Below are 25,650 nucleotides of genomic sequence, written 5' to 3' on the forward strand. Positions count from 1 at the left end.
TATCAAACTTATGTTCCCACTGTTGAATAAAAACATCTATTTTGTTATAATAGCTTAGCGTAAGATATTATAAGTTTAAATAAAGAGAGGAGCTAAATATGGCAAAATACGAAAAATGTATTTTAAATATAAGTAAAGCATGTGATAATTGCGGTAAATGTGATGAATGTGACTTAAATCCATTAAAAGTCTGTAATAATTGCGGCAAATGTTTAAATGCAGAAGGGGTAGACCTTAGTAGTATTAAAATAGATAGTATACTAGAGGAAAGTGAAGAATTAGATAAAGAAAACAATATAGAATTTGTAGGGGATGAATATACTAAAACACAGGTGGATGATTATTTGAATGAAGATAAAGAGGAGGATATGGATCTTATAGATGACATAGAGGGTCTTAGAGAACTTTTAGAGGATGAAAAAAAATCTAAAGAATTTGTATTTGAGGAATTTCCAGGTCTTATAAGATTAAAAAAGAAATAATATATAAAAGTGCTAAAAAAACCGCATCCAGAACATATGTTCTGGATGCGGTTTTTTTAGCACTTTTACTTACTTTCATCACTTAAAGGATTTGATTTAACTGCTTCCCTTAATTTCTCATCATCTACATGAGTGTATATTTGAGTAGTAGAAACATTTTCATGGCCTAATATCTGTTGAAGACTTCTAATATCTACATTACCGTACTTATACATAAGTGTAGCAGCCGTATGTCTTAATTTATGAGGAGTATATTTATCTTGGCTTAAATTTGCTTTTTTAATATATTTTTTTACTAATAACTCCACTGTTCTTTTATTAATTCTTGTATTATTTCTACTAATAAATAAAGCATCTTTATCTTTGATTTTATCAGCATTTGTATTTCTTATTTTTAAATAATCTTCTAAAGCTTTTATACATGCATTATTTAAATAAATAGTTCTTTCTTTATTACCTTTTCCTACAACTGTTAAAGTATCTCCTTTAATTTTAGATATATTAATACTACATAGCTCTGATAATCTTAAACCACAATTTAAAAATAATGTAACTATGCAGTAATCTCTTTCTTTATTCCTTCCATCTATGACGTTTAAAAGCTGTTTACTTTCGTTTAATGTTAGATACACTGGGTTTCTTTTATTAATTTTAGGTGATTCCAACTCTAGGGCGGGGTTTTCATCTATTGTTTTAGTTTTACCTTGTAAAAACTTAAAGAATGATTTTAAGGTAGCGACTTTTCTAGATCTGGCATAGTTCCCATTATCCCTATAATTTTCAACAAAAGCTATAAATGCGTATAAATCAGCTAATTTAATAGATTTTATCATACTATCATCTATATCATCTATTTTTATATTTTCAAATTCCACATTATCCCTTGTCATACCTTTATATAATTTAAAAAATCTAAAGAACATGGTTAAATCAATTTTATATCCTTTCACAGTATTAACAGATTTTCCTTTAATAGTACCTAAATAGTTTAAAAAATCGTTAACCAAATAGGGTAAGTTAGGGTCATATATATTATTTAATTTGTACTTCATAAAAACCTCCTAAAAATATCTTTAATTTCGCTAAATATACATTTAGCGAATATAGTATTCTATAAAAGGGGCTAGAAATCCTTCTTTTTGTTGATTTTTATAAAATTTATTGAAAATTATTTTTGTATATTATAAAAATATCACTAAAACTACTAACTTGTAGAATAATATTAATAAAGATTTATAATAGTATTATTTGTAGAATATATCCTCTTGTTATTTCAATTGAGAATATTATCAATTACAGAAAAATAGAAAAGTGCATTTACAGTTTGTGGAATAAAAGTGGACTATTGATAAATTATTACCTTTCCACAAACTGGTGATAAAATTGTTAACGCATTTTTTTTGATATTATAATTACTTTGTAATACATACAGGATAATTTATTTTAAATGTCACCTTAAATCGATTTGTTTATAAAAATAGAAAAAAATAGATTAATAGCCCTGCTTTTATACAATGAAAAATTTTTTAAATTTATTTATCGGTAGAAATTTAATTCATATTTTTTCATATTGTATACATAATATTTATAATGTTACTTTATTTTATAAAACAATAAAAAAACCAACTTAAATATTTAAGTTGGTTTTAAAAATACTATTAACAATATGGTTTTATATTAGCTACATGCCTTTGTTCTTCCTTTATTAATTCTGATAGTATTTTCAGAGAGTTCACTATACAAAACATTCATTTGTATTTCTATATCTATAAGTTTATCCATTATGTCTTCTACTGTATACAATATGTCCACCTCTATCTTCTATAATATATAATCATATTTTATTTATATATTTAATAGTTAAAGCATATGTAATAATATGATTTGGTTTACTTTTTATTTTTAATACATAATAAATATTATGACTACCTAAATTTAGAAAAAATAAAATAACGTGGTAAAATACCACGTCTTAATTATACATTTATTTGAACATCTATTCCTAATAATTTTTTGTTTTTTTGTAAAATTGGATTCACACATTCCTGAATAAAATCATCTACCTGCCCAGATGCCCTTCCTGTAAATTTAATAGGATCTATTAATGATAATATTTCTTCATTGCTCATATTAAAACTACTATCTCTTATTATTCTATCTATTAAATCATTATTTAACCCCTCTTGTTTTATACGTTTAGCAGCTTCCATGGAGTAATTTCTTATTTTTTCATGTAATTCTTGGCGATCGCCGCCCCTTTTAACCGCTTCCATTAATATGTTTTCAGTAGCCATAAATGGTAATTCATTAAAAACATGAGAGGTGATAACTTTTTCATATACAACCATATTACTGCTTATATTTATATATAAATTAAGAACTCCATCCAATGCTAAAAATGCTTCTGATACCGAAATTCTTTTATTAGCAGAGTCATCTAATGTTCTTTCAAACCATTGAGTAGAAGCTGTTATGGCTGGATTTAATGAGTTTATTATAATATATCTTGCTAAAGCACTTATTCTTTCACTTCTCATAGGATTTCTTTTATAAGCCATAGCTGAAGATCCAACCTGTTTTTTTTCAAAAGGTTCCTCGATTTCTTTTATGCTTTGAAGTATTCTTAAATCATTACTAAATTTATATGCGCTTTGTGCAATTTCTGATAATGTATTTAAAATTATTGAATCTATTTTTCTAGGATAAGTTTGCCCAGTAACCATATATTCATTCTCAAATCCCATTTTTATTGAGACCATTTTATCTAACAACTTTACCTTTTCTTCATCACCATCAAATAACTCCATAAAACTAGCCTGTGTTCCTGTAGTTCCCTTAACTCCTCTAAATCTTAATCTTTCAATTATAAAATCTAAATTTTCTAAATCTAATATTAAATCTTGTATCCAAAGAGTGGCCCTTTTCCCAACAGTGGTTAATTGAGCAGGTTGAAGATGAGTAAATCCTAGTGTAGGTAATTCTTTATATTTGATTGCAAATTTTGATAGTTCATTTATGACATTTAAAAGTTTTTTCTTTACAACTTTTAACGCTTCTCTCATTATTATTAGATCTGTATTATCACCTACATAACAACTTGTAGCTCCTAAATGAATTATTCCTTTTGCTCCAGGACATTGTACACCATACGCATACACATGACTCATTACATCATGGCGTATTTCTCTTTCTTTGTCTTCAGCAACTTCATAGTTTATATTATAAATATTACTCTTTAATTCTTCTAGTTGTTTTTTTGTTATGTTCAGACCTAATTCTTTTTCACACTCCGCTAATGCAACCCATAATTTTCTCCAAGTTCTAAATTTCATCTCCTCTGAAAATAAATAACTCATTTCCTTAGAAGAATATCTTTTATTTAAAGGTGTACTATAACTACTTTTCATTTTAAGTTACCTCCGTACGTATATAGTTTGTTAAATTTTATTTTTCATTCTCATTATAACATATATTTAACGAGTTTTAAATTAAAAAGTTCGTTTATAAAAACTGTTCTATTTTTATTTATAAATAATATAATTTATTAGGATGTAAATTATATTATTAGGAGGCAATCATTATGTATAAATTTAATTTATTTGACAAAATAGCATTTATATTAGTAATAATCGGTGCCATTAATTGGGGGCTTTTAGGTTTATTTAATTTTAACCTAATAGGATCTATCTTTGGAGAACCAGCTAATTTTTTATCAAGATTAATCTATATATTAGTAGGTGTTGCTGGTGTATATTTAATATTATTAGTATTAAAGATGAAAAAATACTCCAAGGCATAAATAAAAGGCTCCCCTTTGAGCCTTTTATTTTCTTATTCCATTGAAGATATTAATTTACTTACCTCTTCGATAGCTAAAACTTCGTCATCTCCAGATGCTGATAATATTATGTTGGCACCACTTGTAACTGCTAATGATAAAACACCTATTAAACTTTTTATATTAGCCTTTTTACCATTGAATTCCATATAAATGTCTGATTTAAAAGAAGACGCTTTTTTTACTAATAAAGTAGCCGGTCTTGCATGTAATCCAGTAGAACTATTTACTATTACTTCTTTTGATATCATGTATATCACCTCTAAAAATCATTTGTTGTCATATGTCATTATATCATCATTTACTTAGTTGGACAAATTTTTCTATTCTATCTAAACCTTCCCTTATATTTTCCATAGAAGTAGCATATGAAAGCCTTATGAAATTTTCCTCACCAAATGCACTTCCTGGTACTACAGCAACTTTCACTGTTTTTAAAAGTTTATCACAAAAATCTAGCGAATTTTTTATAATCTCTCCATGGATAGTTTTATTAATTAAGTTACTTATATTTATAAATAGATAAAATGCACCTTTAGGTTCTATAAAGTTTAGACCATTTATTTTTAATACTCTACTAATCATATAATCTCTTCTAGATTTAAATTCTTTAATCATAGTATTAAGAGAAAGCTGTTCCCCCTGCAACGCTTCTAGTGCTGCATATTGTGATATGGAATTAGGATTAGACGTAGTATGACTTTGAATATTTGTCATAAGTTTGATAATTTTTTCGTTAGCTGCCGCATACCCTATTCTCCAACCAGTCATAGCATAGGATTTAGATACTCCATTTATTACTATAGTTCTTTCATAAGCGTCTTCATTAATGCTTGCTATACTTATATGCTTTTCATTGTTATCATATACAAGTTTTTCATATATTTCATCTGATATTATTATTAATTCATGTTTTTTTGCAAAATCAGCAATCTTTATTAACTCTTCTTTTGTATATACACTACCCGAAGGATTGTTAGGACTATTAATAACTATAGCTTTGGTCTTTTTAGTTATTGCCTCCTCTAAATTTTTTATTGAATATTTGAAACTATTTTTATTATCTCCCTTAATTAGTACTGGTATTCCATCAGATAGTTTAACAAGTTCAGGATAACTCACCCAGTATGGTGTACATATAAGCACCTCATCTCCTGGATTTAATATAGCCATAAAAACATCTGAAAGACATTGTTTAGCTCCAGTAGATACTATAATCTGTGAATTAGAATACTTTAAATGATTATCCTTTTCAAATTTATTAAGTATAGCTTTCTTTAATTCATTTATTCCTGATGTAGGCGTATATTTAGTATATCCTTTTCTCATAGCTTCTATTGCTGCATTTTGAATATTAGAAGGAGTATTAAAGTCAGGCTCCCCTGCACCAAAACCAATTACATCTATCCCATTTTCCTTCATTGCTTTTGCCTTTGCCGTAATAGCTAAAGTTATAGAAGGAGAAATTTTTTCTGCCTTTTTAGATAATATCATAAGTACACCCCCGGTTATTAAAATTATATAATAATATGATACATAATTTTCTCATATAATGCAATTTAAATATATATTTTTTTCAATTTTTAAAATAATATATTGAAAAAACACTAAAATAAGCTATAATTCTTACATGCATATCTGAAAATTGAATTATAGCTTACTTAAAAATTTATATATTAACTTTTTGAAACAAGTATTACCCCTACTATAATAAATAGTACTCCCATAATTCTTAAAAAATTAATATTTTCTTTAAAAAAGAAATAGGAAAATATCATAACTATTATATAGCCTAAACTCACCATAGGATATGCATAACTTAATTCTACTTTACTTAAAACTTTAATCCATAATAAAAAACTAATTCCATAAGATATTATTCCAGACATTACAGGTAAATTTTTTATTATACTTAAAATACTTTGAAATATATGGGCAGTTGTAAAATCTAAATTAAGGTTGACTGCACCAATTTTTACCAATATTTGTCCTAGTGCTCCTAAAAATACAGATGTTAAAATTAAACCTACCATATAAATATCTCCTTAATTTTTGCAAAAAAGCACACTGTACAATTTATCATAAAAAATATTAACGGGAAAGAATACCTTGCCTGTCCCTCTGTTATAAAATATATGCAAGTAAACATATAAAACATAATACAACAGTATAATAAAAATTTATCTGTATTTTCTTGATTTCTTCTTATTAGACTATATAATACATATAGACTATATAATAACACAAATAGAATTCCAGGATAAAAAGCTACTATTTTAGCTACAGTTGCTATAGTAGTTAAAATATGATTCTTACTATTGTTTAATCCAGATTCAAAAGTTGTATAATAAGTATCTCCTGCTGCAGCATAAGTATTTTTTAGTCTTAAAAATCCTAACTTTATAAATTGTTTTGGGTTTTCTTTTATCCAACTCTTTGCTGCTTTAGATAACATTTTATTTTTCTTAGTCATATTAGCATTTATGTACTCATCAGTTTTTACTATAGAATTTTCTACATCTTCAGCAGGCATCCATAAGCCTGTATTGTTTTGAGAATTATTATTTATATATAAAACTATACCCCCGTTATTAGATACAAAGGTAGGCTGTCCTATTAATTTAGTGTTTCTATAACACCAAGGTGTTATAACTAGAATTGATACTATAAATATTATTAAACTATTTTTAAGTGAATGAAAAAACTTTTTAGAACTAATAGAATCAACTATAAAAATAGCAAGCGACATACAAATAAAAGTTGGTTTCACAATTGTATTTAATCCAACCAAAACTCCTAAAATTAAGTATTTATATTTAATTTCACTTAAATATATATTAGTTACCAGAAGTATTATAGATGTAAAAAATATTTCAGTGGCAACTAGGCTATTATAATAAATATTTAAAGGAAATAATACAAAAAAGGCATATATAACTTTTTTACTTTTTTCCCCTATATCTAGTTTATTTAATATAAGATAAACTAATAAATAGCTTATTATTGTAAGTAAAATGTTGAAAATTTTAGCTACTATAAGACTAGTACCAAATATTTTAAATATAAATCCTAAAACTATACAATATCCTACAGAAGTATATGTATCTCCCCAAGGTTTCCCATTTGCTATATTAGATGATAAATTATAATAATATTCAAAATCCGAAAAAGGCGTAGTTTTTACTAAAGTAATCCATATTATACTTAGAAGTACTCCTATTAATCCTAAAATTAAATAATATTTTTTATTAGTTTCATCATATTTTTTATGACTAATGCTATTCAACATAAATTCAGTCCTCCATATTATAGTTTAAAGTATATAATTACAATTATACTAATAATCCACAAAACTATGTTTACTAAAAAAGGAATATCTTTTGTAAATATATCTTCAGGCTTTCCACCTATATTTTGTTTAATCATAAGATATTGATATCTGAATATACCATATAAAACAAAAGGAATAGTAAACATCATTGTGTTACTTTGAATAGAACTAAAAGTATATAAACAATATGCAATTAGTATTGATGGTGTTACTATTGTAAGCATATTATCTAAAAGTTCTATAGAATATTCCTCTAGAATTTTTCTATGTTTACCACTTTTAGAATTCAAAGTTATAAGTTCACTTTTTCTCTTATTTAAAGCTAAAAATAAGGATAATAATGTGGTACATAAAATTAACCAAGGTGAGATTGTTATTCCTATAGCGATACTACCTGATTGCACCCTTAAAATAAAACCAAATGTTATTATCATAACATCTACAATAACTACATTTTTCAATTTGAAAGAATATGCAATGTTTACAATTATATAGGTCATAAAAATTGCAAATAACTTCATGTTTCCAATAGAAAAATATATTACTGATATAAGCAAAATAATATCTAATACTATAGCAGTACTCTTTGATACCTTACCACTTGGTAATGGTCTATTTTTCTTTTCTGGATGTAACTTGTCCTTCTCTATATCAACTAAGTCATTTAGTATATAAATAGTAGAGGAGGTAAGACAAAATAAAATAAAGGTTTTTATAGCAATAAGTAATAGCGAAGTTTCTACAAATTTACCTGAGAAAACTATTGCAGCAAAAACAAAACCGTTTTTTATCCATTGTTTGGGTCTCATAAGTTGAATTGTTGATTTTAAGTCCAAATTTAATTCCTCCTAAAAATATAATTTTTATTAATTATTAGCTTATAAAGTTACTTCAAATTATAATTTAACATATTTTTATCATTAATTAAAGGACTTGAATAAATTCAAGCCCTTTAAAATTTAAATTATATTCATATTATCTTGGCTGAACAATTAATTTTATAGCAGTTCGTTCTTCGCCATCAATCTCTATATCAGTAAAAGCTGGTATACAAACTAAGTCAATACCACTTGGTGCTACAAACCCTCTTGCAATTGCAACTGATTTAATTGCTTGATTTAATGCTCCTGCTCCTATAGCTTGAATTTCAGCCCCTCCTTTTTCTCTTAAAACTCCTGCTAGTGCTCCTGCAACTTTATTTGGACTTGATTTTGCTGAAACTTTTAATACTTCCATAATAAACCTCCTATATTTTAAACTTAATTTGATATTGTTGTTGCTATTTATAATATTCTACATAAAATGAAAAAATCCTTTTAATCTAGCAAAATTTCTAAATTTTTCTAGACTAAAAGGATTTTTTTACTATTTTATGAGTTATTTAGCGTATTCTATTGCTCGAGTCTCACGTATCACATTCACTTTAATCTGGCCAGGATATTCCAATTCACCTTCTACTGTTTTTACAATATTCCTTGCCATCTCAACTGACCCAGCATCATCTATTTCTTCTGGTTTAACTATTATTCTTATCTCTCTACCCGCTTGAATGGCATATGACTTTTCTACGCCTTCATATGAATTTGCTATTTCTTCAAGTTTTTCTAATCTCTTTATATAAGCTTCTAAAGTTTCTCTTCTTGCCCCAGGTCTTGCTGCTGAAATAGCGTCAGCTGCTTGAACCAATATTCCCTCAAGAGATTGAGATTCTACATCGCCGTGATGAGCTGCTATGGCATTAACTATTATAGGTGATTCATGATATTTTTTTGCTACTTCAGCACCTATAACAGCATGTGGTCCTTCAACTTCATGATCTACTGCTTTACCTATGTCGTGAAGTAACCCAGCTCTTTTAGCTAACGTAGGATCAATGCCAAGTTCTGAAGCCATTAAACCAGCTAAGTAAGCTACTTCTATAGAATGTTTTAAAATATTCTGACCGTAGCTAGTTCTATACTTCAATCTACCTAACAATCTAATTAACTCTGAATGAAGACCATGCACACCAGTTTCAAATGTAGCCTGTTCTCCCTCTTCTCTAATATCACTTTCCACTTCTTTCTTAGCTTTTTCTACCATTTCTTCAATTCTAGCTGGATGAATACGTCCATCTACTATTAATTTTTCCAAGGCTATCCTTGCTATTTCTCTTCTTATTGGATCAAAGCCAGAAAGAATTACTGCTTCTGGTGTATCATCAATAATTAAATCTACACCTGTAAGGGTCTCAAGAGTTCTTATATTTCTTCCTTCTCTACCTATTATACGCCCTTTCATTTCATCATTTGGAAGATTTACTACATATACAGTTGTCTCTGCAACATGATCTGCAGCACATCTTTGAATAGCGTATGTAATTACTTCTCTAGCTCTTTTGTCAGCCTCTTCTTTTGCTTTTGTCTCAACATCCTTTATCATCATAGCAGTTTCGTGTTTAATTTCTTTACTAACTTCTTCTAACAAAATTTCTTTTGCTTGGTCTGAAGTTAGCCCTGATAATTTTTCTAATTCTTCTCTTTGTTTACTATAAAGTTCCTCAATACTTGCTTCTAGGTCATCTAGTTCTTGTTGTTTTTTATTTAAACTTTCTTCCCTTTTTTCAAGCATGTCACTTTTTTTATCTATTGATTCTTCTCTTTGAATCAATCTTCGTTCTAAGCGCTGAACTTCATTTCTTCTATCCCTACACTCTTTTTCAATATCGTTTCTTAACCTATGCGCTTCTTCTTTCGCTTCGAGAATAGCTTCTTTTTTCTTGGATTCTGCTTCCCTTTCAGCATCACCCAATATTTTTTTTGATGTTTCTTCTGCATTAGAAATTTTAGCCGCTGATACATTTTTCCTTATATAAAAATCAATGTATATAGCAATAGCAGCTATTATTACAGTTATTGCTATAATGTACATCGGTTTCATATGAACACCTCCTTTGCTCTTTTGTAATTTTTAATCTATTTTTTCTAAATATAAAGCATAGAAAGGTGTCATATTTATTCAAATGGATGTTTTCGCTAAACCAGATTTTGTATTTATTTTATATTAATTTTATCATTATGTCAAGTTGTATATATTCTTATTTATTTACTTACTGCCCTTTTAGTTTCTTGTTTCTCCCCAGGCTTTTCAGAAGATTTTTTACCGTTTTTAGAGGTATTTTCAGCCAAAGGTAATTCATATTTTTCCCTTATTAAGTTCTCAATTTCTAATAAAATATCACCATTTTCCTTTAAAAATTGTTTAGCATTTTCTCTTCCTTGACCAAGTCTTGTATCCTTATAGGAAAACCAAGCCCCACTTTTTTGAACAATTTCTTCCTTTACTCCTATATCTAAAATATTACCTGTTCTTGATATACCTTCATTATACATAATATCAAATTCCGCTGTTTTAAATGGTGGTGCTACCTTATTTTTAGTCATTTTAACTCTAGCCCTATTACCTAAAAATTCATCACCTTGTTTTATTGAATCTATTCTACGAATATCCATCCTTACGCTGGAATAGAATTTTAAAGCTCTTCCTCCTGGTGTAGTTTCAGGATTTCCAAACATAATACCTACTTTTTCTCTTAGTTGGTTTATAAAAATAGCTACACATTTAGATTTATTTATAGATCCCGCTAATTTTCTTAAAGCTTGTGACATAAGTCTTGCTTGTAATCCAACATGGCTATCTCCCATTTCACCTTCTATCTCTGCTCTTGGTACTAATGCAGCTACTGAGTCCACAACTATAACATCTATAGCATTTGACCTTACAAGAGCTTCTGCAATTTCTAGTGCCTGCTCAGCTGTATCTGGTTGAGAAACTATGAGATTTTCTGTATCCACTCCTAATCTTTTGGCATATGTAGGATCTAATGCGTGTTCGGCATCTATAAATGCAGCAGCGCCACCTTTTTTTTGTGCTTCTGCAATTATATGTAATGCTACTGTAGTCTTACCTGAGGATTCTGGACCATAAACTTCTATAATCCTTCCACGTGGCACACCACCTATTCCAAGAGCAATATCCATACCTAAGCATCCTGTAGATATTGCATCTATATTTAACACATTGTGTTCACCTAATTTCATTATAGAACCTTTACCAAACTGCTTTTCTATTTGTCCCATTGCAGCTTCAATAGCTTTTACTTTATCATTATTCATATTTTCCCCTAAAAGGGCTCACCTTCCTTTCATAATTCGAACATCTGTTCTTTATAATTATATAATACTTTTTCAATAAGGTCAACATATGAATAAAGTCCCTAGATTTCTAGGAACTCTTCATTATTAAAGATTATATACAAAATATATTTTTTTAAACACATAAATAACTTACTTATCAGTTTTTATGGCATCTTTATTTTTAACAAAATAGTCTATTCCAGAAATTATTGTAATTATTATAGCTGCCGCCATAGAAATCTTTGATATTACAACAATATAGTTTGAAGATAAAATATTAGAAATGAAAGAAGTTTTCATAACGCTATCTAAGCTAAGCAATGCAGCCACTATAGCTATTATTTGAGTTACAGTTTTAGCCTTACCCCAAGGACTTGCTGCTATTACTATACCTTCGGAAGCCGCTACAGCTCTAAGACCTGTTACAGCAAATTCTCTTGCAATTATAATCATAGCCGCCCAAGCCGGCAAAACCTGTAATTCAACCAATGAAACTAGTGCAGCTGTAACTAAAAGTTTATCTGCTAAGGGATCCATAAATTTTCCAAACTTTGTTACTTGATTCCTACTTCTTGCTATGTATCCATCTAATTTATCTGTTAATGCTGCCAATATAAAAATAAACGTAGCTATTTCCTTCCCATAGGGAATTCCTTTAATAGCTATAAAAATCAAAAAAATAGGTACTAAAAAGATTCTTATTACAGTAAGTTTATTTGCTAGATTCATAATATACAACTCCTATTAAATCATATTCTAGGCTTTCCTCTATCTTTACTTTTATAATATCACCTACATTTAATATTTTATCATATTTAAAATAAATTGCACCATCAATTTCAGGAGTCATTTCAAAATTTCTTCCAATATAATATTCACCATTATGCTCATCTATCATTACATCATAGACTTTGCCAATTTTATCTCTATTAATATCTCTGGAAATACCTTGTTGCAGAATCATAAGTTCTTTTTCTCTCTTTTCTTTTATATCCTCTGATATTTGATTATTCATATTAGATGCGGGAGTATTTTCTTCTTGTGAGTATTTAAATACTCCAACTTTATCTAGCTTATTATTTATAATAAATTCTTTTAACTCTTTAAAATCTTCTAAAGTTTCACCAGGAAATCCTACTATTATTGAAGTTCTAAGTACTATGTTAGGTATTTTATTTCTTAATTTATTTATAGTATTAATTATTTCTTCTTTTTTACTTCTTCTCCCCATAGTTTTTAAGATATTATTACTTATATGCTGAAGAGGTATATCTAAATATTTACATACCTTTTCATTAACACGTAGTTCTTCTATTAATTCATCTGTCATTTCTTCCGGATAACAGTACAATACTCTTATCCATTTTATTTCATCTATTTGTGATATTTTTTTTATTAATTCCGGCAACATTTTTTTATTGTAAATATCTATTCCATATCTAGTGGTATCTTGAGCTACTAATATTATTTCTCTAACCTCATTTTCAGCTAATGATGATACTTCTTCTAAAATATTTTCTATTTTTCTGCTTCTATATTTACCTCTTATTTTAGGAATTATACAATACGTACAAAAATTATCACAACCCTCAGCAATTCGTACATATGCATAATGTTTAGGAGTTGTTAAAATCCTTTCACCTTCATTTATTGTATTATCACTATAATTACAGCATAGTATTTTTTCTTTTTTCTTTTCTAATACACTGTCAATTGATTCTTCTAATTTATCATAATCATTAACTCCAAGTATCACATCTACTTCTGGTAAAAGACTTTGAAGTTCTTTACCGTATCTTTGACTTAAACATCCAGTTACAACCAATGCTTTACAATTACTTTTTTTATATTGGGACATCTCCAATATAGTATCTATAGATTCCTGCTTAGATGATTCTATAAATCCACAGGTATTAACTATAATAACATCTGCTTCTTTAGCATTATTTGTTAATATCCCACGCTTTGACATTCTATCTATTAGTATTTCAGAATCTATCCTATTTTTATCACAACCTAAACTTATTACTCCAAATTTTACTTTGTCCATTATACTCCTCCTAATTTATATCTTCTTTATTTATAAGCACTTGTCTTGGTTTACTTCCGTCTTTTCCAGAAATAATACCTCTGTCTTCCAATTGCTCTATAATTCTTGCAGCTCTATTATAACCTATTCTTAATTTTCTTTGTAGAAGAGATGTAGATGCTTGATCCATATCTAATACTATTTTTATGGCTTCATCCAAAAGCTCATCTTTATCTTCATTATTGACTTCTGTTGCAGTATTTATTTCTTCTATTATATCATGTTCGTAGTTGGCTTCTCCTTGCTGATTTTTAATATAATTAACAACCTTTTCCACTTCCTCTTCTGAAATAAAAGCCCCTTGTATTCTTAGGGGTTTAGCTTCTCCAGTAGGATAAAAAAGCATATCTCCTTTTCCTAAAAGTTTTTCTGCTCCAGACATATCTAAAATTGTTCTAGAATCTATTTGACTGGATACAGCAAAAGATATTCTAGAAGGTATATTGGCTTTAATTACCCCAGTAATTACATCTACAGATGGTCTTTGTGTAGCAATAACTAAATGCATACCAGCTGCCCTTGCCATTTGCGCCAATCTTCCTATGTAATCTTCTACGTCATTTGGACAAACCATCATTAAATCAGCTAATTCATCTATTATTATTACTATCAAAGGTAATTTGTCTTCTATTTTTCCTTTTTCGGTTAATTCATTATAACTTTCTAAGTTTCTAACATTATTTTCTGCAAATAATTTATATCTTCTAGTCATCTCATTAACTGCCCAGTTTAGAGCACCCGCTGCTTTTTTAGGTTCTGTTACTACAGGAATTAATAGATGGGGAATTCCATTATATATATTTAACTCTACTACCTTTGGATCTATCATAAGTAACTTTACATTTTCAGGAGAATATTTATATAAAAGACTCATAATCAATGTATTTATACAAACACTTTTTCCTGAACCTGTAGCACCGGCAATAAGTAAATGGGGCATTTTGGCCAAATCAGATATTACACAATTACCCCCTATATCTTTCCCTAACGCAAATGCTAAATTTTTATTAAAACCTATAAATTCTTCAGACTCTAAAACTTCTCTTAAATATACCGCCGTAAGTTCTTTATTAGGTACTTCTATTCCTACTGCAGACTTACCAGGTATAGGTGCTTCTATTCTTACTCCAGATGATGCAAGGCTTAGTGCTATATCATCAGATAAATTAACAATTTTACTTACTTTAACACCTGCATGGGGTTGGAGCTCAAATCTAGTTACAGATGGTCCTTTAGTAACTTGTATAATTTTTGCATCTACTCCAAAACTTGCCAAAGTTTCTTCTAATTTATCAGCATTATTTATAAGTTCTTTTTTATCCTCTCTATTTAATTTTGAAGTTTTATTATTGTTTAATAGATTAGTGGATGGGAAAGTATATACTATACTTTGTTTACTATCATCATTTATCTTATAATCTAATTCCTTATTTAAATTTTCCACTTCTTCCTCTATACTTTTCTCATGAGATTTAAATGAATTATCGTTACTAAATTTTATATCTATAGTTCTTTGTTTTTCATCTAATGAAGTATTTTTAATGAAGTCAATGATTTTCCTTTTATTCTTTTGGTTTTTTCCCTCTTTATCTTCTTCTTTGTCAGAAGCAACTAAATCTTCTTTAGTGATTTCCTTATTACGTTTAATATGTTCCTTGTTATTTTTTATATTAGCTCTTACATTTTCTATAACATTGTATAACGAAATTTGACTTATTAATATTATAGAGATTATATACATGGCAGTAAAAATAATAAAGGAGCCTAATTTACCAAATAATTTGTATAAAGGTATATCTATAAGATAACATAAAACTCCCCCATGAAAAACAGAATTAGAGTTATAAATGTTTTCAATTCCTGTAAAAATATTATCTTTATCTATATCAACACCTATGCTTGCCATTTGAATGCATAAAAGTGTGTTAAACAAAAAAAGTATTATACCATAAAATTTTCTATTAAAATTTATTTTCCCTTTTTTCAATATAATACATATTCCTATAAATATAATTAACATGGGAAATATAAATGCCCCTAATCCAAATATAGTAATAAGCATTTTTTTTATTATTTTACCTATAATACCAGAATTAGAATTTGAAAAAACACTTATTAGCATCAATACTCCTACAGTACTTAATATTATACCCTTTATTTCATTTTCAGCATTGTACAAAGTCTTTTTCTTAGCCATATAAATTATCACCCCCTTAAATTTATTTCTATATATTATTTTAATTATCCTTTAACAGCTTGTCTATATAAAAATTAACCATAGGATATACCCATGGCTTTATTTCTTATTAACATCCTTATTTTCCATTAATTCATTTAATTTATCTAATGCGTTTTTTATACCACCCACTTCATTTATAATTCCACATTCTACAGCCTCTTTTCCTATTAAGATAGTACCCATGTCATTTAATAAGTTATCAGTTTTAATCATTAATTTTTCTAAATTTCCTTTTTTTATATTAGATGTTCTTATTATAAATTCATTTATTCTTTTTTGCATCTTATCAAAATATTCAAAGGTTTGTGGCACTCCTATTATAAGTCCATTCATTCTTATAGGATGAACAATCATAGTTGCTGTAGGAGATATAAATGAATAGTCAGAGGATGTGGCTAATGGTACGCCTATAGAGTGTCCTCCGCCTATAACTAAAGAAACTGTTGGTTTACTTACACTATTAATCATTTCAGCAATGGCTAATCCTGCTTCTACATCCCCACCTACAGTGTTTAAAATTACTAATATCCCTTTTATGTTATCATTCATTTCTATGTTTACAAGTTGAGGAATCACATGTTCATATTTAGTACTTTTATTTTGTGGTGGCACTGCAGAATGACCTTCTATTTGTCCTATTATAGGAAGTACATATACTCTTTCATCAGTTTTGGGAAGGTTTAAAATTCCTAATTCTTTTACATTATTTAATTCAGTTTTATTTGCCTCATTCTTATTTTTTTCATCACACATATTATTCCCTCCTAGCATAAACTTATTTTATGCTAGGAGGGAAATAATATACTAATGTTTTTTTGTATTATAAATTTTTTCCTAAATTAAATTCTTCATGAAGAGCATTTATAGATTTTTCCGTAAAACTACCTTCTACTAAACACCATATAGTAGTATGAGAATCCGCTGTTTGTATAACTTTAATATTTTGGTTAGTAAGGCATTTTAATATTTTTGCCATTACTCCAGGAATTCCTCTCATTCTACTTCCTATTATAGCTATTTTACTACAATTATCTATATGAGAATATATTAAATTTAAATTTTTCATTATTTTATTAAACTTCTCAAAGTCTTTACCATCTATAGTAAAAATAAGCTCTTCTGGAAATACATTAATTAAATCTATACTAATAAAATTATCTGCTAATATATTTAGTAAATTAGAATAATTAGAATCATTCTCAGTTTTTTGTAAAGAAGATACTTTTATTTGAACTCTATTCCCCATATGAGTTATACCTGTTATTATATTATCTAGATTTATATCCCCTGTATTGTTTATTATTGTTCCCTGGCAATCACTTAATGTATTCTTTATAACTAACGGTATATTATGCTTCATAGCTATTTCTACAGCTCTTGGATGAATAACTTTTGCTCCCTGATCTGCAAATTGAAATACTTCATTATAACTTATTTCCTTAATTAAATGTGCATCCTTTACTATCCTTGGATCCGCTGTCATAATCCCATCTACATCTGTATATATTTCCACTTTTTCTGCATTTAAAGATAATCCTAAAAGTGCTGCAGTTACATCACTTCCACCTCTACCTAATGTAGTTATAAATCCACTATCATTTATTCCTTGAAAACCTGCTATTATAGGTATTTTATTTTCTTTTAGGGCTTCTATAATATTTTTCCCATCTAAATTTAACACTGTAGCATTGTTATAATTATCATCTGTAAAAATACCAGCTTGACCACCAGTCATAGGAACTGCTTGTATTCCTTTTGTCATCAATTCATCTGTCATTACAACAGTGCTTAGAACCTCACCACAGCTCATAAGCAAATCTATAGCTAAGGTATTTTGTTTTTTTAAGTCTTCGCTAACAAGAGACAACAGTGTATCTGTTGCATAAGGCTCACCTTTTCTACCCATAGCGGATACAACCACTACTGGACAATATCCCGATTTTTTGGCCTTTATTATTTTATCAATTACTCTGGCTCTTCTTTCATGGGTGGAAACAGAAGTACCACCAAATTTTTGGACTAATATTTTCATGTTATACCTCCATTATTATATACGGGTTTTTTTTAATAACCTTTCATCTACATCTATGATTATTGTTCTTGAGCCTATTTTTTTTATATACTCCCAAGGTACCTCTATAAATTCATTCTTACCAAATAAACCAAATTTTAAATTAGCATCATTTAATATTAGTAATTTAAAATTTCCATCTTCGTCAATTATAATATCATTATTAGCTAAATAATTATATTTATCTCCGTCGTTAATATTAATTATTTCATATTTTTCCATTTCACTATACAATTTAATATCTACTTCCATTACACATATAACCTCCTTAATATATTTCATAGAATAATATGAAATATATTAAGGTTTTATTACTATTATATTAATGTAGTCTTACTATTTTTAAATGGTATAGTATCATCTTCTATTATAATTTTTATTGTATTTAAGTCAATATTTTTTCCTACATATGCTGAATTTATTATCCCCTTTTTAAAAGTGTTATTTAAAACTCTATGTATCTTATTAGTATCTATATTATCAATTTTATTAATTATATCTAAAGGCTTATTAATTTTATTTGAAAAAAGCACAGATTTTCCATTATTAAACATTCTACTACTAGTACTTTCTAAGCCTAATATATAACTTCCTTTTAATTGTTCTTTTCCTTTTTTTAATTTAGCTTCTGAAAATTTGGTGTTAGAAAAATACTTAATCTCATCTTTTATAAGATTTACCACTTCTAAAGAATATTTAGGATTAAGTCCAGTATAAATACTTACTATACCTGTATTTTCAAAAGAACTTAAATAAGAATATATAGAATAGCATCTTCCCTTTTCTTCTCTTATTTTTTGAAATAATATAGAGGAAGTACCGCCACCTAGAATATTATTCAAAAGTAATAGAGAATAGATATCATCACTACCCAATTCAGCTCCATATAAACCTAAACTTATATGAAGTTGTTCTATATTCTTTTTTTTAAATAAGTGCTCTTTAATAATATTTGGCTTTTCATAGGTAGTTATTTGTTTATTACTAGATTCCCAATGTCCAAAATATTTTTCTATTAATTTATGTATAGAATTTATGTTAAATTTTCCTGCAATAGATAATACACAGTTTTCAGGTATATAGTGAGAAGATACATAATCTATAATTTTATTTCTATAAAATGAATTAATTGTATCAATAGTTCCAAGTATAGGTAATGCTATAGAATTTTTTCCCCAAATAGCCTCACTATGAAGATCCATTAAAACATCTTCCGGAGAATCTTCTGTCATGTTTATCTCTTCTATAACTACTCCTTTTTCTTTCTCTATGTCTTCTTGTGAAAATTTGCTTTGAAATAGCATATCAGAAATGACATCTAAGGCCAGTTCTAGATGATTATCCAGTATTTTGATATAATAACAAGTAGCTTCTTTTCCAGTAAACGCGTTAAGTTGACCTCCTAAATCTTCTACACTCTCAGCTATATCTTTACTACTTCTATTATAAGTACCTTTAAATAGCATATGTTCTATAAAATGCGATATGCCATTATTATACTCATCCTCGTTTCTTGAACCATTTTTAACCCATAATCCTACACTTACAGAATTGACATAATCTATTTCTTCCAATACTACTCTTAATCCATTATTAAGTCTAATTATATTATACATTATGTTCCTCCCATAAATTTAAAAAATAAAAAGGCTCAAAGCCCTTCTATTTCTGTTATTTTGTTTCTTCCTTTTTTGTTTCTTCCTTTTCTTCTTCTCTCTTTATTGCATCTTTTCTTGATAAATTAATTCTACCCTGATCATCAATATCCGTAACTTTTACAAGTATTTCATCGCCTACAGATACTATATCTTCTACTTTATTAACTCTAGCAAAATCAAGCTTTGATATATGAACTAATCCTTCTTTTCCAGGTAGTATCTCAACAAAAGCTCCAAAATTAGTAGTTCTTGTTACCTTACCAAGATATATTTCTCCTACTTCTACATCCTTAGTTAAATCATTTATTATTTTTAATGCTCTATCTGCACCTACACTGTCATTTGACATAATATATATTTTCCCATCTTCTTTTATATCAATTTTTACTCCAGTTTCGGCTATAATTTTATTTATAGTTTTACCCCCTGCACCAATAACATCTCTTATTTTATCTGGATGTATACTCATAGTATAAACTCTAGGTGCATATGGTGAAAGTTCTTTTCTAGCTTCTGGAATACATTTTTTTATTTTTTCTAGTATAAATTCACGGGCTATTTTAGCTTCATTTAAAGTTTTCTTTACACATGCATCAGACAAACCATGTATCTTTGTATCCACTTGAATAGCAGTTATTCCATTTTCAGTTCCTGCTACTTTAAAGTCCATATCTCCAAAGAAATCTTCTATCCCTTGAATATCTGTAAGTACTTCTTCTTCGGATAAATCTTCACTAGTAACAAGTCCCATTGCAATTCCTGCAGCTGGGCTTTTAATTGGAACCCCTGCATCAAGTAAAGCCAATGTACTTCCACATACACTTGCTTGTGAAGTTGATCCGTTAGAACTTAACACCTCTGATACAAGTCTAACTGTATAAGGAAATTCTTCTTCTGAAGGAATAAGTGGTTCTAAAGCTTTCTCAGCTAAAGCTCCGTGTCCAATTTCTCTTCTTCCTGGTCCTCTAAGAGGTCTAACTTCTCCAACACTATAAGATGGGAAATTATAATGATGCATATATCTTTTAAATTCTTCATCACCAATTCCATCCAATATTTGTACATCTCCTAATGGCCCAATGGTAGCTACAGTCATTACTTGAGTTAATCCTCTCGTAAATAAACCTGTTCCATGTGTTCTTGGCAAAAATCCTACATCGCAACTTATAGGTCTTATTTCATTAAATTGTCTACCATCTGGTCTTCTCTTTTCATTTAGAATCATATTCCTAACTATATCTTTTTGCATTTTATATAGTACTTCTGATATATCTGCAGTGTTTTCTGAATATTCTTCCTCAAAATGTTCAAAAACCTTTTCTTTTACAATATCTATAGACGCATTTCTTTCATCTTTATCTGTAATATACATAGCTTCTTTTATCATGTCAAAAGAAAAGTCCTTTACTTGTTTTTCTAATTCTTCATCTACCTTGTATATAACAGGTACAACTTTCTCTTTTCCAAACTTCTTCATAACTTCTTCTTGAAATTTAATTATATTTTGACATTCTTTAAATCCAAAATTTATTGCATTATACATTACATCTTCATTAACTTCATGTGCTCCAGCTTCAATCATCATGATTCTTTCTTTTGTGGCACAAACTGTTAAAGTTAATTCAGTAGTTTCTCTTTCTTGTTGTGTCGGATTTATTATGAATTTTCCATCAACTAATCCTACAGAAACGGTAGCAACTGGAATATTAAATGGTATACTTGATACGCATAAAGCAAGTGATGCTGCATTCATAGCTAAAATATCTGGTAAATTATCCTGGTCCACAGATAAAACTGTACAAACTATTTGAACATCATTCCTATAGCCTTTTGGGAATAATGGTCTTAATGGTCTGTCAATAGCTCTTGCATGTAATATAGCCTTTTCAGAAGGTCTTCCCTCTCTTTTTATAAACCCACCAGGTATCTTACCTACAGCATATAGCCTTTCTTCGTATTCAACACTTAAAGGGAAAAAGTCTATACCCTCCCTTGGTTCTTTTGACGCATTTACATTTACTAATACTACTGTATCTCCATAACTTACGAACATGGCACAATCTGAGAGCATTCCTACTTTCCCATATTCCACCTTTAATGTTCTTCCAGCTACAGTAGTTTCAAGTATATGATTCATAATTTACCTCCCTTCAAATTGTTCACTATTATTATCCTATTTTATCATTTTTTTATACAATATAGTTCAAAATAATAGAGCGGTCAAAGCCGCTCTAATACTTTATACTACTTTCTTAAACCTAATTCCTTAATAATAGCACGATATCTTTCAATATCTTTCTTTTCTAAGTAATTTAAAAGACCTCTTCTTTTACCAACCATCATCAAAAGACCTCTTCTTGAGTGGAAGTCTTTTTTATGAACTTTTAGATGTTCATTTAAATGATTAATTCTTTCTGTTAAAAGTGCAATCTGCACTTCTGGAGAACCAGTATCTCCCTCATGTCTTGCGTGTTTTGTTAATATTTCGTTCTTTAATACCTTATCCATTTATATACACCTCCGATTGTTATATCCCCTTAATCCAAGAATACCGCCGGCAACCAGTAATCATAGATTAAGGTTCACGAAACTAATTATAACAAATAACCTTTCTGTTGTAAATTATTTTTTACTATTAATTCTAAGTTTTGTTTTTCAACATATTTTTTATCTTCATTAATCCTAATTTTTAATTCATCTAAAGAGTTAAATTTTTTTTCATCTCTTATTCTATCTATAAAATATATCCTTATTTCTTCATTATATACACTTTTATGAAAATTAAGTATATGAGTTTCCAAACTTAACTTGTTGTTTTTTACAGTTGGATTATAACCTATATTAGTTACTCCTTTATAAAAATCATTTTTATATTGTACAATAGTAAAATATACTCCACCTCTTGGTATTATAAAATTTTTGCTATAATCTAAATTCACAGTAGGAAATCCAATAGTCCTACCTATTTGTCTACCTTCTACTACGTTACCTGAAATAGAAAAAGGTCGCGTAAGCATTCTATTCACTTTATTCATTTCACCAGATTCTGAAATTATACGTCTAATATTAGAGCTTGACACAAGTTCATTATTGTATTTTACAGGTTCAATAACATATAAATGAAAATTATATTTGCGGCTTAATTCATTTAATAAAGTTACATCACCTAAATTTTTATATCCAAATCTATAATTAAATCCCACTATTATTCCTTTAGCATTGTAATTATTTATTAAGTTTAATACAAACCCATCTGGTGACACCTTCATAAAATTTTTATCAAAAGTTATAAAGTTTAAAATATCTACCCCTAATTCATCTAAAACTTTTATTTTAGTGTCATTATCCATTAAAAGTTTAGGTGTCATATCTTTATTTATAACCCCACGTGGATGATTTTTAAAAGTATAAACCATGCTTTTAGCATTATTTTCTCTTGAGAGCTTTATAGTTTTTTCTATTAATTGCATATGTCCTGCATGTAAACCATCAAAGCTCCCTAAAGCTATATAAGTATTTGAATTAATATTATATTTATTTCCATCCTCTATTATTTGCATAATTATTACCCCTAAACAAGTAATTTTACAATTTTAAAACCTTTTTCAGTTTTCATTCCAAGTCCTATAAACCTATTGTCTAAATATACTTTTAATAAAATATCATTTTTTATATCTCTTATAATATACTTATTAGTAAGAGTAACTCCATTTAAAAGTAATTTTGAATATTTATTATCTATGAACACATTTTCATAACAATATAAAGCTTTATCTATAGCAATTATAGAGTCTTTTACATTACTGTGATTTAAAGAATTTATATTTATTGCATCATCTATATGAAAAATTCCGGTTTGAAGTCTTTCTAAACCCCACATAGTTCCGCCAACTTTTAATTTATTACCTATATCATAACATAAACTTCGTATATATGTTCCTTTTGAACATTTTACTTTAAATTCAACAAATGGAGTATCTATAGAAATTATATCTATAGAATAAATTTGTACTTCTCTACTTTTTCTTTCAATTTCTATACCCTGCCTAGCTAATTCATAAAGCTTTTTCCCATTTACTTTTAATGCAGAAAACATAGGTGGAACCTGATTTATTTTCCCTTTAAATGATTCTATTGTGTTTATTATTTCTTGTTTTGAAAGATTTATATCTTTTTGTGATAAAATCTTTCCTTCTCTATCATAAGTATCCGTTACTACACCAAGTTTTAAGATTGCTTTATATTCTTTAAAATCATTCATTATGTAATTAACTATTTTAGTAGCATTACCTATACATATTGGCAATACTCCTGAAGCAAGTGGATCTAACGTACCGGTATGACCTACTTTTTTTATATTAGTTATTTTTCTTACTTTTCTAACCACATCAAAAGAAGTCATACCTTCTGGTTTCAAAATATTCAATACACCATTCATTTCATCAACTCTTTTTTTATTAATTTAATTACTATATTTTTCACTTCTTCTAAAGATTTATTATGGACTTTAGCTCCTGCGGCTCTTATGTGGCCACCACCACCAATAGTTTCTGCAATTTTTCTTACATCTACTTTTGATTTTGATCTTAAACTAATTTTTATATCTTTATCCTTTTCTTTGAAAAGCACAGTTACTTCAACAGTTGCAATTTGATTCCCAAATGAAACAATATCTGAAGTATCTGTTTCAGAATCTATTTTTAAATTTTGAAACATTTCATTAGTTAATTCCATAACACATATATTTTGGTTAATTAATTGCATTTTTTCAAATACTAAAGCATATAATTTAAATCTATAAAAATCTTTACTATCAAAAACTTTTCTATGGATTTCACTAAATTCAATGCCAGTATTTATTAGATCACCTGCAATACTATGTGTTCTAGATGTAGTATTTGAATGTCTAAAGGAGCCAGTATCAGTTAATATAGAGGTATATAAGCATTCTGCAATATTTTTATCTATTAAAATATTTAAAGAACTTAACATTTTATACACTATTTCTCCCATGCAAGCAGAATTAGTATCAACAAAGTTTAGATCTCCATAAAATTCATTAGACATATGATGATCTATATTAATCAATGTATAATTTTTTTTTTCTAAATTTAATTCCGCATTGACTCTTTCCAAATTACCACAGTCTAAAACGATAACACACTCAGTATTATCTAAAACCTTTCCTGTGTCGTTGTGAATACAATTACTAAATGACAAAAATTTAAAATTATCTGGAAGTTTTTCTTTTGACAATATATACACATCTTTATTTAACTTCTTCAATCCTTGTAAAAGTCCAAGAGAACTGCCCAGAGAATCACCATCAGGAGAAGTATGGAAAGTAATACCTATTTTATTACTTTCCATTATTATATTTAAAATTTTATTCATTGTCATGAGAGTCCTTCTCCTTTAAATCAGCTAATAACTTATCAATATGCATACCATGTTCTATAGTATCATCTAGTTTTATTATAATCTCTGGAGTATACCTTAAATTAATTCTATGGCCGATTTCTCTTCTAATAAATCCTGCGGAATGTTTTAACGCAGATAATGTGTTTATTTTTGTTTCCTCATCACCAAATATACTAACATAGATTTTAGCATATCTAAGATCTTTTGTTACATCAACTTTTGTTACACTAACCATTGCTCCCATTCTAGGATCTCTTATATCATATTGAATTATATTTGAGACCTCTTTTTTTACCTCTTCATTTATTCGTCCTGCTCTATACTTAGCCATGAAATATCACCTCGA

26 protein-coding genes are annotated in these 25,650 nt (G+C 28.0%); 2 read left to right on the top strand and 24 right to left on the bottom strand.

What is annotated here, in order from left to right; genetic code table 11:
• The first annotated feature begins 98 nt into the window (after positions 1-98).
• Positions 99-482, top strand: a complete 384-nt coding sequence (locus EJL03_RS09310; RefSeq protein WP_125153706.1) for a hypothetical protein — start codon at positions 99-101, stop codon at positions 480-482.
• A gap of 65 nt (positions 483-547) precedes the next feature.
• On the opposite strand, the gene EJL03_RS09315 is transcribed toward EJL03_RS09310, so the two are convergent.
• From EJL03_RS09315 to purB, 3 genes are all read right to left on the bottom strand, one after another.
• On the bottom strand, positions 548-1,534 hold the full coding sequence (locus EJL03_RS09315) for a tyrosine recombinase XerC (protein WP_125153707.1): 987 nt from the start codon (positions 1,532-1,534) through the stop codon (positions 548-550).
• A gap of 625 nt (positions 1,535-2,159) precedes the next feature.
• The gene (locus EJL03_RS16620) at positions 2,160-2,285 is read right to left on the bottom strand and encodes a hypothetical protein (RefSeq protein WP_279222071.1); all 126 of its coding nucleotides are present in this window, start codon (positions 2,283-2,285) and stop codon (positions 2,160-2,162) included.
• A gap of 173 nt (positions 2,286-2,458) precedes the next feature.
• Complete coding sequence (purB, locus tag EJL03_RS09320; RefSeq protein WP_125153708.1) at positions 2,459-3,889, bottom strand: adenylosuccinate lyase; 1,431 nt, start codon at positions 3,887-3,889, stop codon at positions 2,459-2,461.
• 173 nt (positions 3,890-4,062) lie between these two features.
• Here purB and EJL03_RS09325 point away from each other — a divergent pair, with 173 nt between their 5' ends.
• Positions 4,063-4,281, top strand: a complete 219-nt coding sequence (locus EJL03_RS09325; RefSeq protein ID WP_125153709.1) for a DUF378 domain-containing protein — start codon at positions 4,063-4,065, stop codon at positions 4,279-4,281.
• A gap of 32 nt (positions 4,282-4,313) precedes the next feature.
• On the opposite strand, the gene EJL03_RS09330 is transcribed toward EJL03_RS09325, so the two are convergent.
• From EJL03_RS09330 to rbfA, 21 genes are all read right to left on the bottom strand, one after another.
• Positions 4,314-4,571, bottom strand: a complete 258-nt coding sequence (locus tag EJL03_RS09330; protein WP_125153710.1) for an HPr family phosphocarrier protein — start codon at positions 4,569-4,571, stop codon at positions 4,314-4,316.
• 46 nt (positions 4,572-4,617) lie between these two features.
• Positions 4,618-5,814, bottom strand: a complete 1,197-nt coding sequence (locus EJL03_RS09335; RefSeq protein WP_125153711.1) for a pyridoxal phosphate-dependent aminotransferase — start codon at positions 5,812-5,814, stop codon at positions 4,618-4,620.
• Between the two features lie 182 nt (positions 5,815-5,996).
• On the bottom strand, positions 5,997-6,353 hold the full coding sequence (locus EJL03_RS09340) for an SMR family transporter (protein ID WP_125153712.1): 357 nt from the start codon (positions 6,351-6,353) through the stop codon (positions 5,997-5,999).
• The gene (locus EJL03_RS09345) at positions 6,347-7,609 is read right to left on the bottom strand and encodes a glycosyltransferase family protein (RefSeq protein ID WP_125153713.1); all 1,263 of its coding nucleotides are present in this window, start codon (positions 7,607-7,609) and stop codon (positions 6,347-6,349) included. The genes EJL03_RS09340 and EJL03_RS09345 overlap by 7 nt, the downstream gene beginning before the upstream one ends.
• A gap of 17 nt (positions 7,610-7,626) precedes the next feature.
• Positions 7,627-8,487, bottom strand: coding sequence for a decaprenyl-phosphate phosphoribosyltransferase (locus EJL03_RS09350; RefSeq protein WP_125153714.1), 861 nt, complete (start codon positions 8,485-8,487; stop codon positions 7,627-7,629).
• A gap of 139 nt (positions 8,488-8,626) precedes the next feature.
• On the bottom strand, positions 8,627-8,887 hold the full coding sequence (locus EJL03_RS09355) for a stage V sporulation protein S (protein ID WP_027623485.1): 261 nt from the start codon (positions 8,885-8,887) through the stop codon (positions 8,627-8,629).
• Between the two features lie 141 nt (positions 8,888-9,028).
• Positions 9,029-10,570: a ribonuclease Y gene (gene rny, locus EJL03_RS09360; protein WP_125153715.1), complete on the bottom strand. Its 1,542-nt coding sequence runs from the start codon at positions 10,568-10,570 to the stop codon at positions 9,029-9,031.
• Positions 10,571-10,731: 161 nt separating this feature from the next.
• Positions 10,732-11,805 carry a recombinase RecA gene (recA, locus tag EJL03_RS09365; RefSeq protein ID WP_125153716.1) on the bottom strand — a complete coding sequence of 358 codons (1,074 nt, stop codon included), beginning with the start codon at positions 11,803-11,805 and terminating at the stop codon, positions 10,732-10,734.
• A gap of 171 nt (positions 11,806-11,976) precedes the next feature.
• A complete protein-coding gene (gene pgsA / locus EJL03_RS09370; protein WP_125153717.1) occupies positions 11,977-12,555 on the bottom strand; it encodes a CDP-diacylglycerol--glycerol-3-phosphate 3-phosphatidyltransferase in 579 nt (192 codons plus the stop codon).
• Entirely contained in the window at positions 12,539-13,876 is a 1,338-nt protein-coding gene (gene rimO, locus EJL03_RS09375; RefSeq protein WP_125153718.1) for a 30S ribosomal protein S12 methylthiotransferase RimO, read from the bottom strand. Before rimO ends, pgsA begins: the two co-directional genes overlap by 17 nt.
• Before the next feature lie 10 nt (positions 13,877-13,886).
• A complete protein-coding gene (locus EJL03_RS09380) occupies positions 13,887-16,112 on the bottom strand; it encodes an FtsK/SpoIIIE family DNA translocase (RefSeq protein ID WP_125153719.1) in 2,226 nt (741 codons plus the stop codon).
• A gap of 99 nt (positions 16,113-16,211) precedes the next feature.
• Entirely contained in the window at positions 16,212-16,907 is a 696-nt protein-coding gene (locus EJL03_RS09385) for a ClpP family protease (RefSeq protein ID WP_125153720.1), read from the bottom strand.
• Positions 16,908-16,974: 67 nt separating this feature from the next.
• Complete coding sequence (gene dapG, locus EJL03_RS09390; RefSeq protein WP_125153721.1) at positions 16,975-18,186, bottom strand: aspartate kinase; 1,212 nt, start codon at positions 18,184-18,186, stop codon at positions 16,975-16,977.
• A 15-nt stretch (positions 18,187-18,201) separates the two neighbouring features.
• Positions 18,202-18,477 (bottom strand): YlmC/YmxH family sporulation protein, encoded by a 276-nt coding sequence (locus tag EJL03_RS09395; protein WP_125153722.1) that lies wholly within the window; start codon positions 18,475-18,477, stop codon positions 18,202-18,204.
• Positions 18,478-18,542: 65 nt separating this feature from the next.
• Positions 18,543-19,841 carry a M16 family metallopeptidase gene (locus EJL03_RS09400; protein ID WP_125153723.1) on the bottom strand — a complete coding sequence of 433 codons (1,299 nt, stop codon included), beginning with the start codon at positions 19,839-19,841 and terminating at the stop codon, positions 18,543-18,545.
• A 55-nt stretch (positions 19,842-19,896) separates the two neighbouring features.
• Complete coding sequence (locus EJL03_RS09405) at positions 19,897-22,020, bottom strand: polyribonucleotide nucleotidyltransferase (protein ID WP_125153724.1); 2,124 nt, start codon at positions 22,018-22,020, stop codon at positions 19,897-19,899.
• Positions 22,021-22,127: 107 nt separating this feature from the next.
• On the bottom strand, positions 22,128-22,391 hold the full coding sequence (gene rpsO / locus EJL03_RS09410) for a 30S ribosomal protein S15 (RefSeq protein WP_125153725.1): 264 nt from the start codon (positions 22,389-22,391) through the stop codon (positions 22,128-22,130).
• Between the two features lie 86 nt (positions 22,392-22,477).
• Complete coding sequence (locus tag EJL03_RS09415; protein WP_125153726.1) at positions 22,478-23,443, bottom strand: bifunctional riboflavin kinase/FAD synthetase; 966 nt, start codon at positions 23,441-23,443, stop codon at positions 22,478-22,480.
• Positions 23,444-23,454: 11 nt separating this feature from the next.
• Positions 23,455-24,321 carry a tRNA pseudouridine(55) synthase TruB gene (gene truB, locus EJL03_RS09420; RefSeq protein ID WP_125153727.1) on the bottom strand — a complete coding sequence of 289 codons (867 nt, stop codon included), beginning with the start codon at positions 24,319-24,321 and terminating at the stop codon, positions 23,455-23,457.
• Complete coding sequence (locus EJL03_RS09425; protein WP_125153728.1) at positions 24,318-25,283, bottom strand: DHH family phosphoesterase; 966 nt, start codon at positions 25,281-25,283, stop codon at positions 24,318-24,320. The genes truB and EJL03_RS09425 overlap by 4 nt, the downstream gene beginning before the upstream one ends.
• The gene (gene rbfA / locus EJL03_RS09430) at positions 25,270-25,635 is read right to left on the bottom strand and encodes a 30S ribosome-binding factor RbfA (RefSeq protein WP_125153729.1); all 366 of its coding nucleotides are present in this window, start codon (positions 25,633-25,635) and stop codon (positions 25,270-25,272) included. The genes EJL03_RS09425 and rbfA overlap by 14 nt, the downstream gene beginning before the upstream one ends.
• Positions 25,636-25,650 lie beyond the last annotated feature (15 nt).

Origin of the sequence: Clostridium rectalis (assembly GCF_900626095.1) — a bacterium.
Lineage (GTDB): Bacteria > Bacillota > Clostridia > Clostridiales > Clostridiaceae > Clostridium_AS > Clostridium_AS rectalis.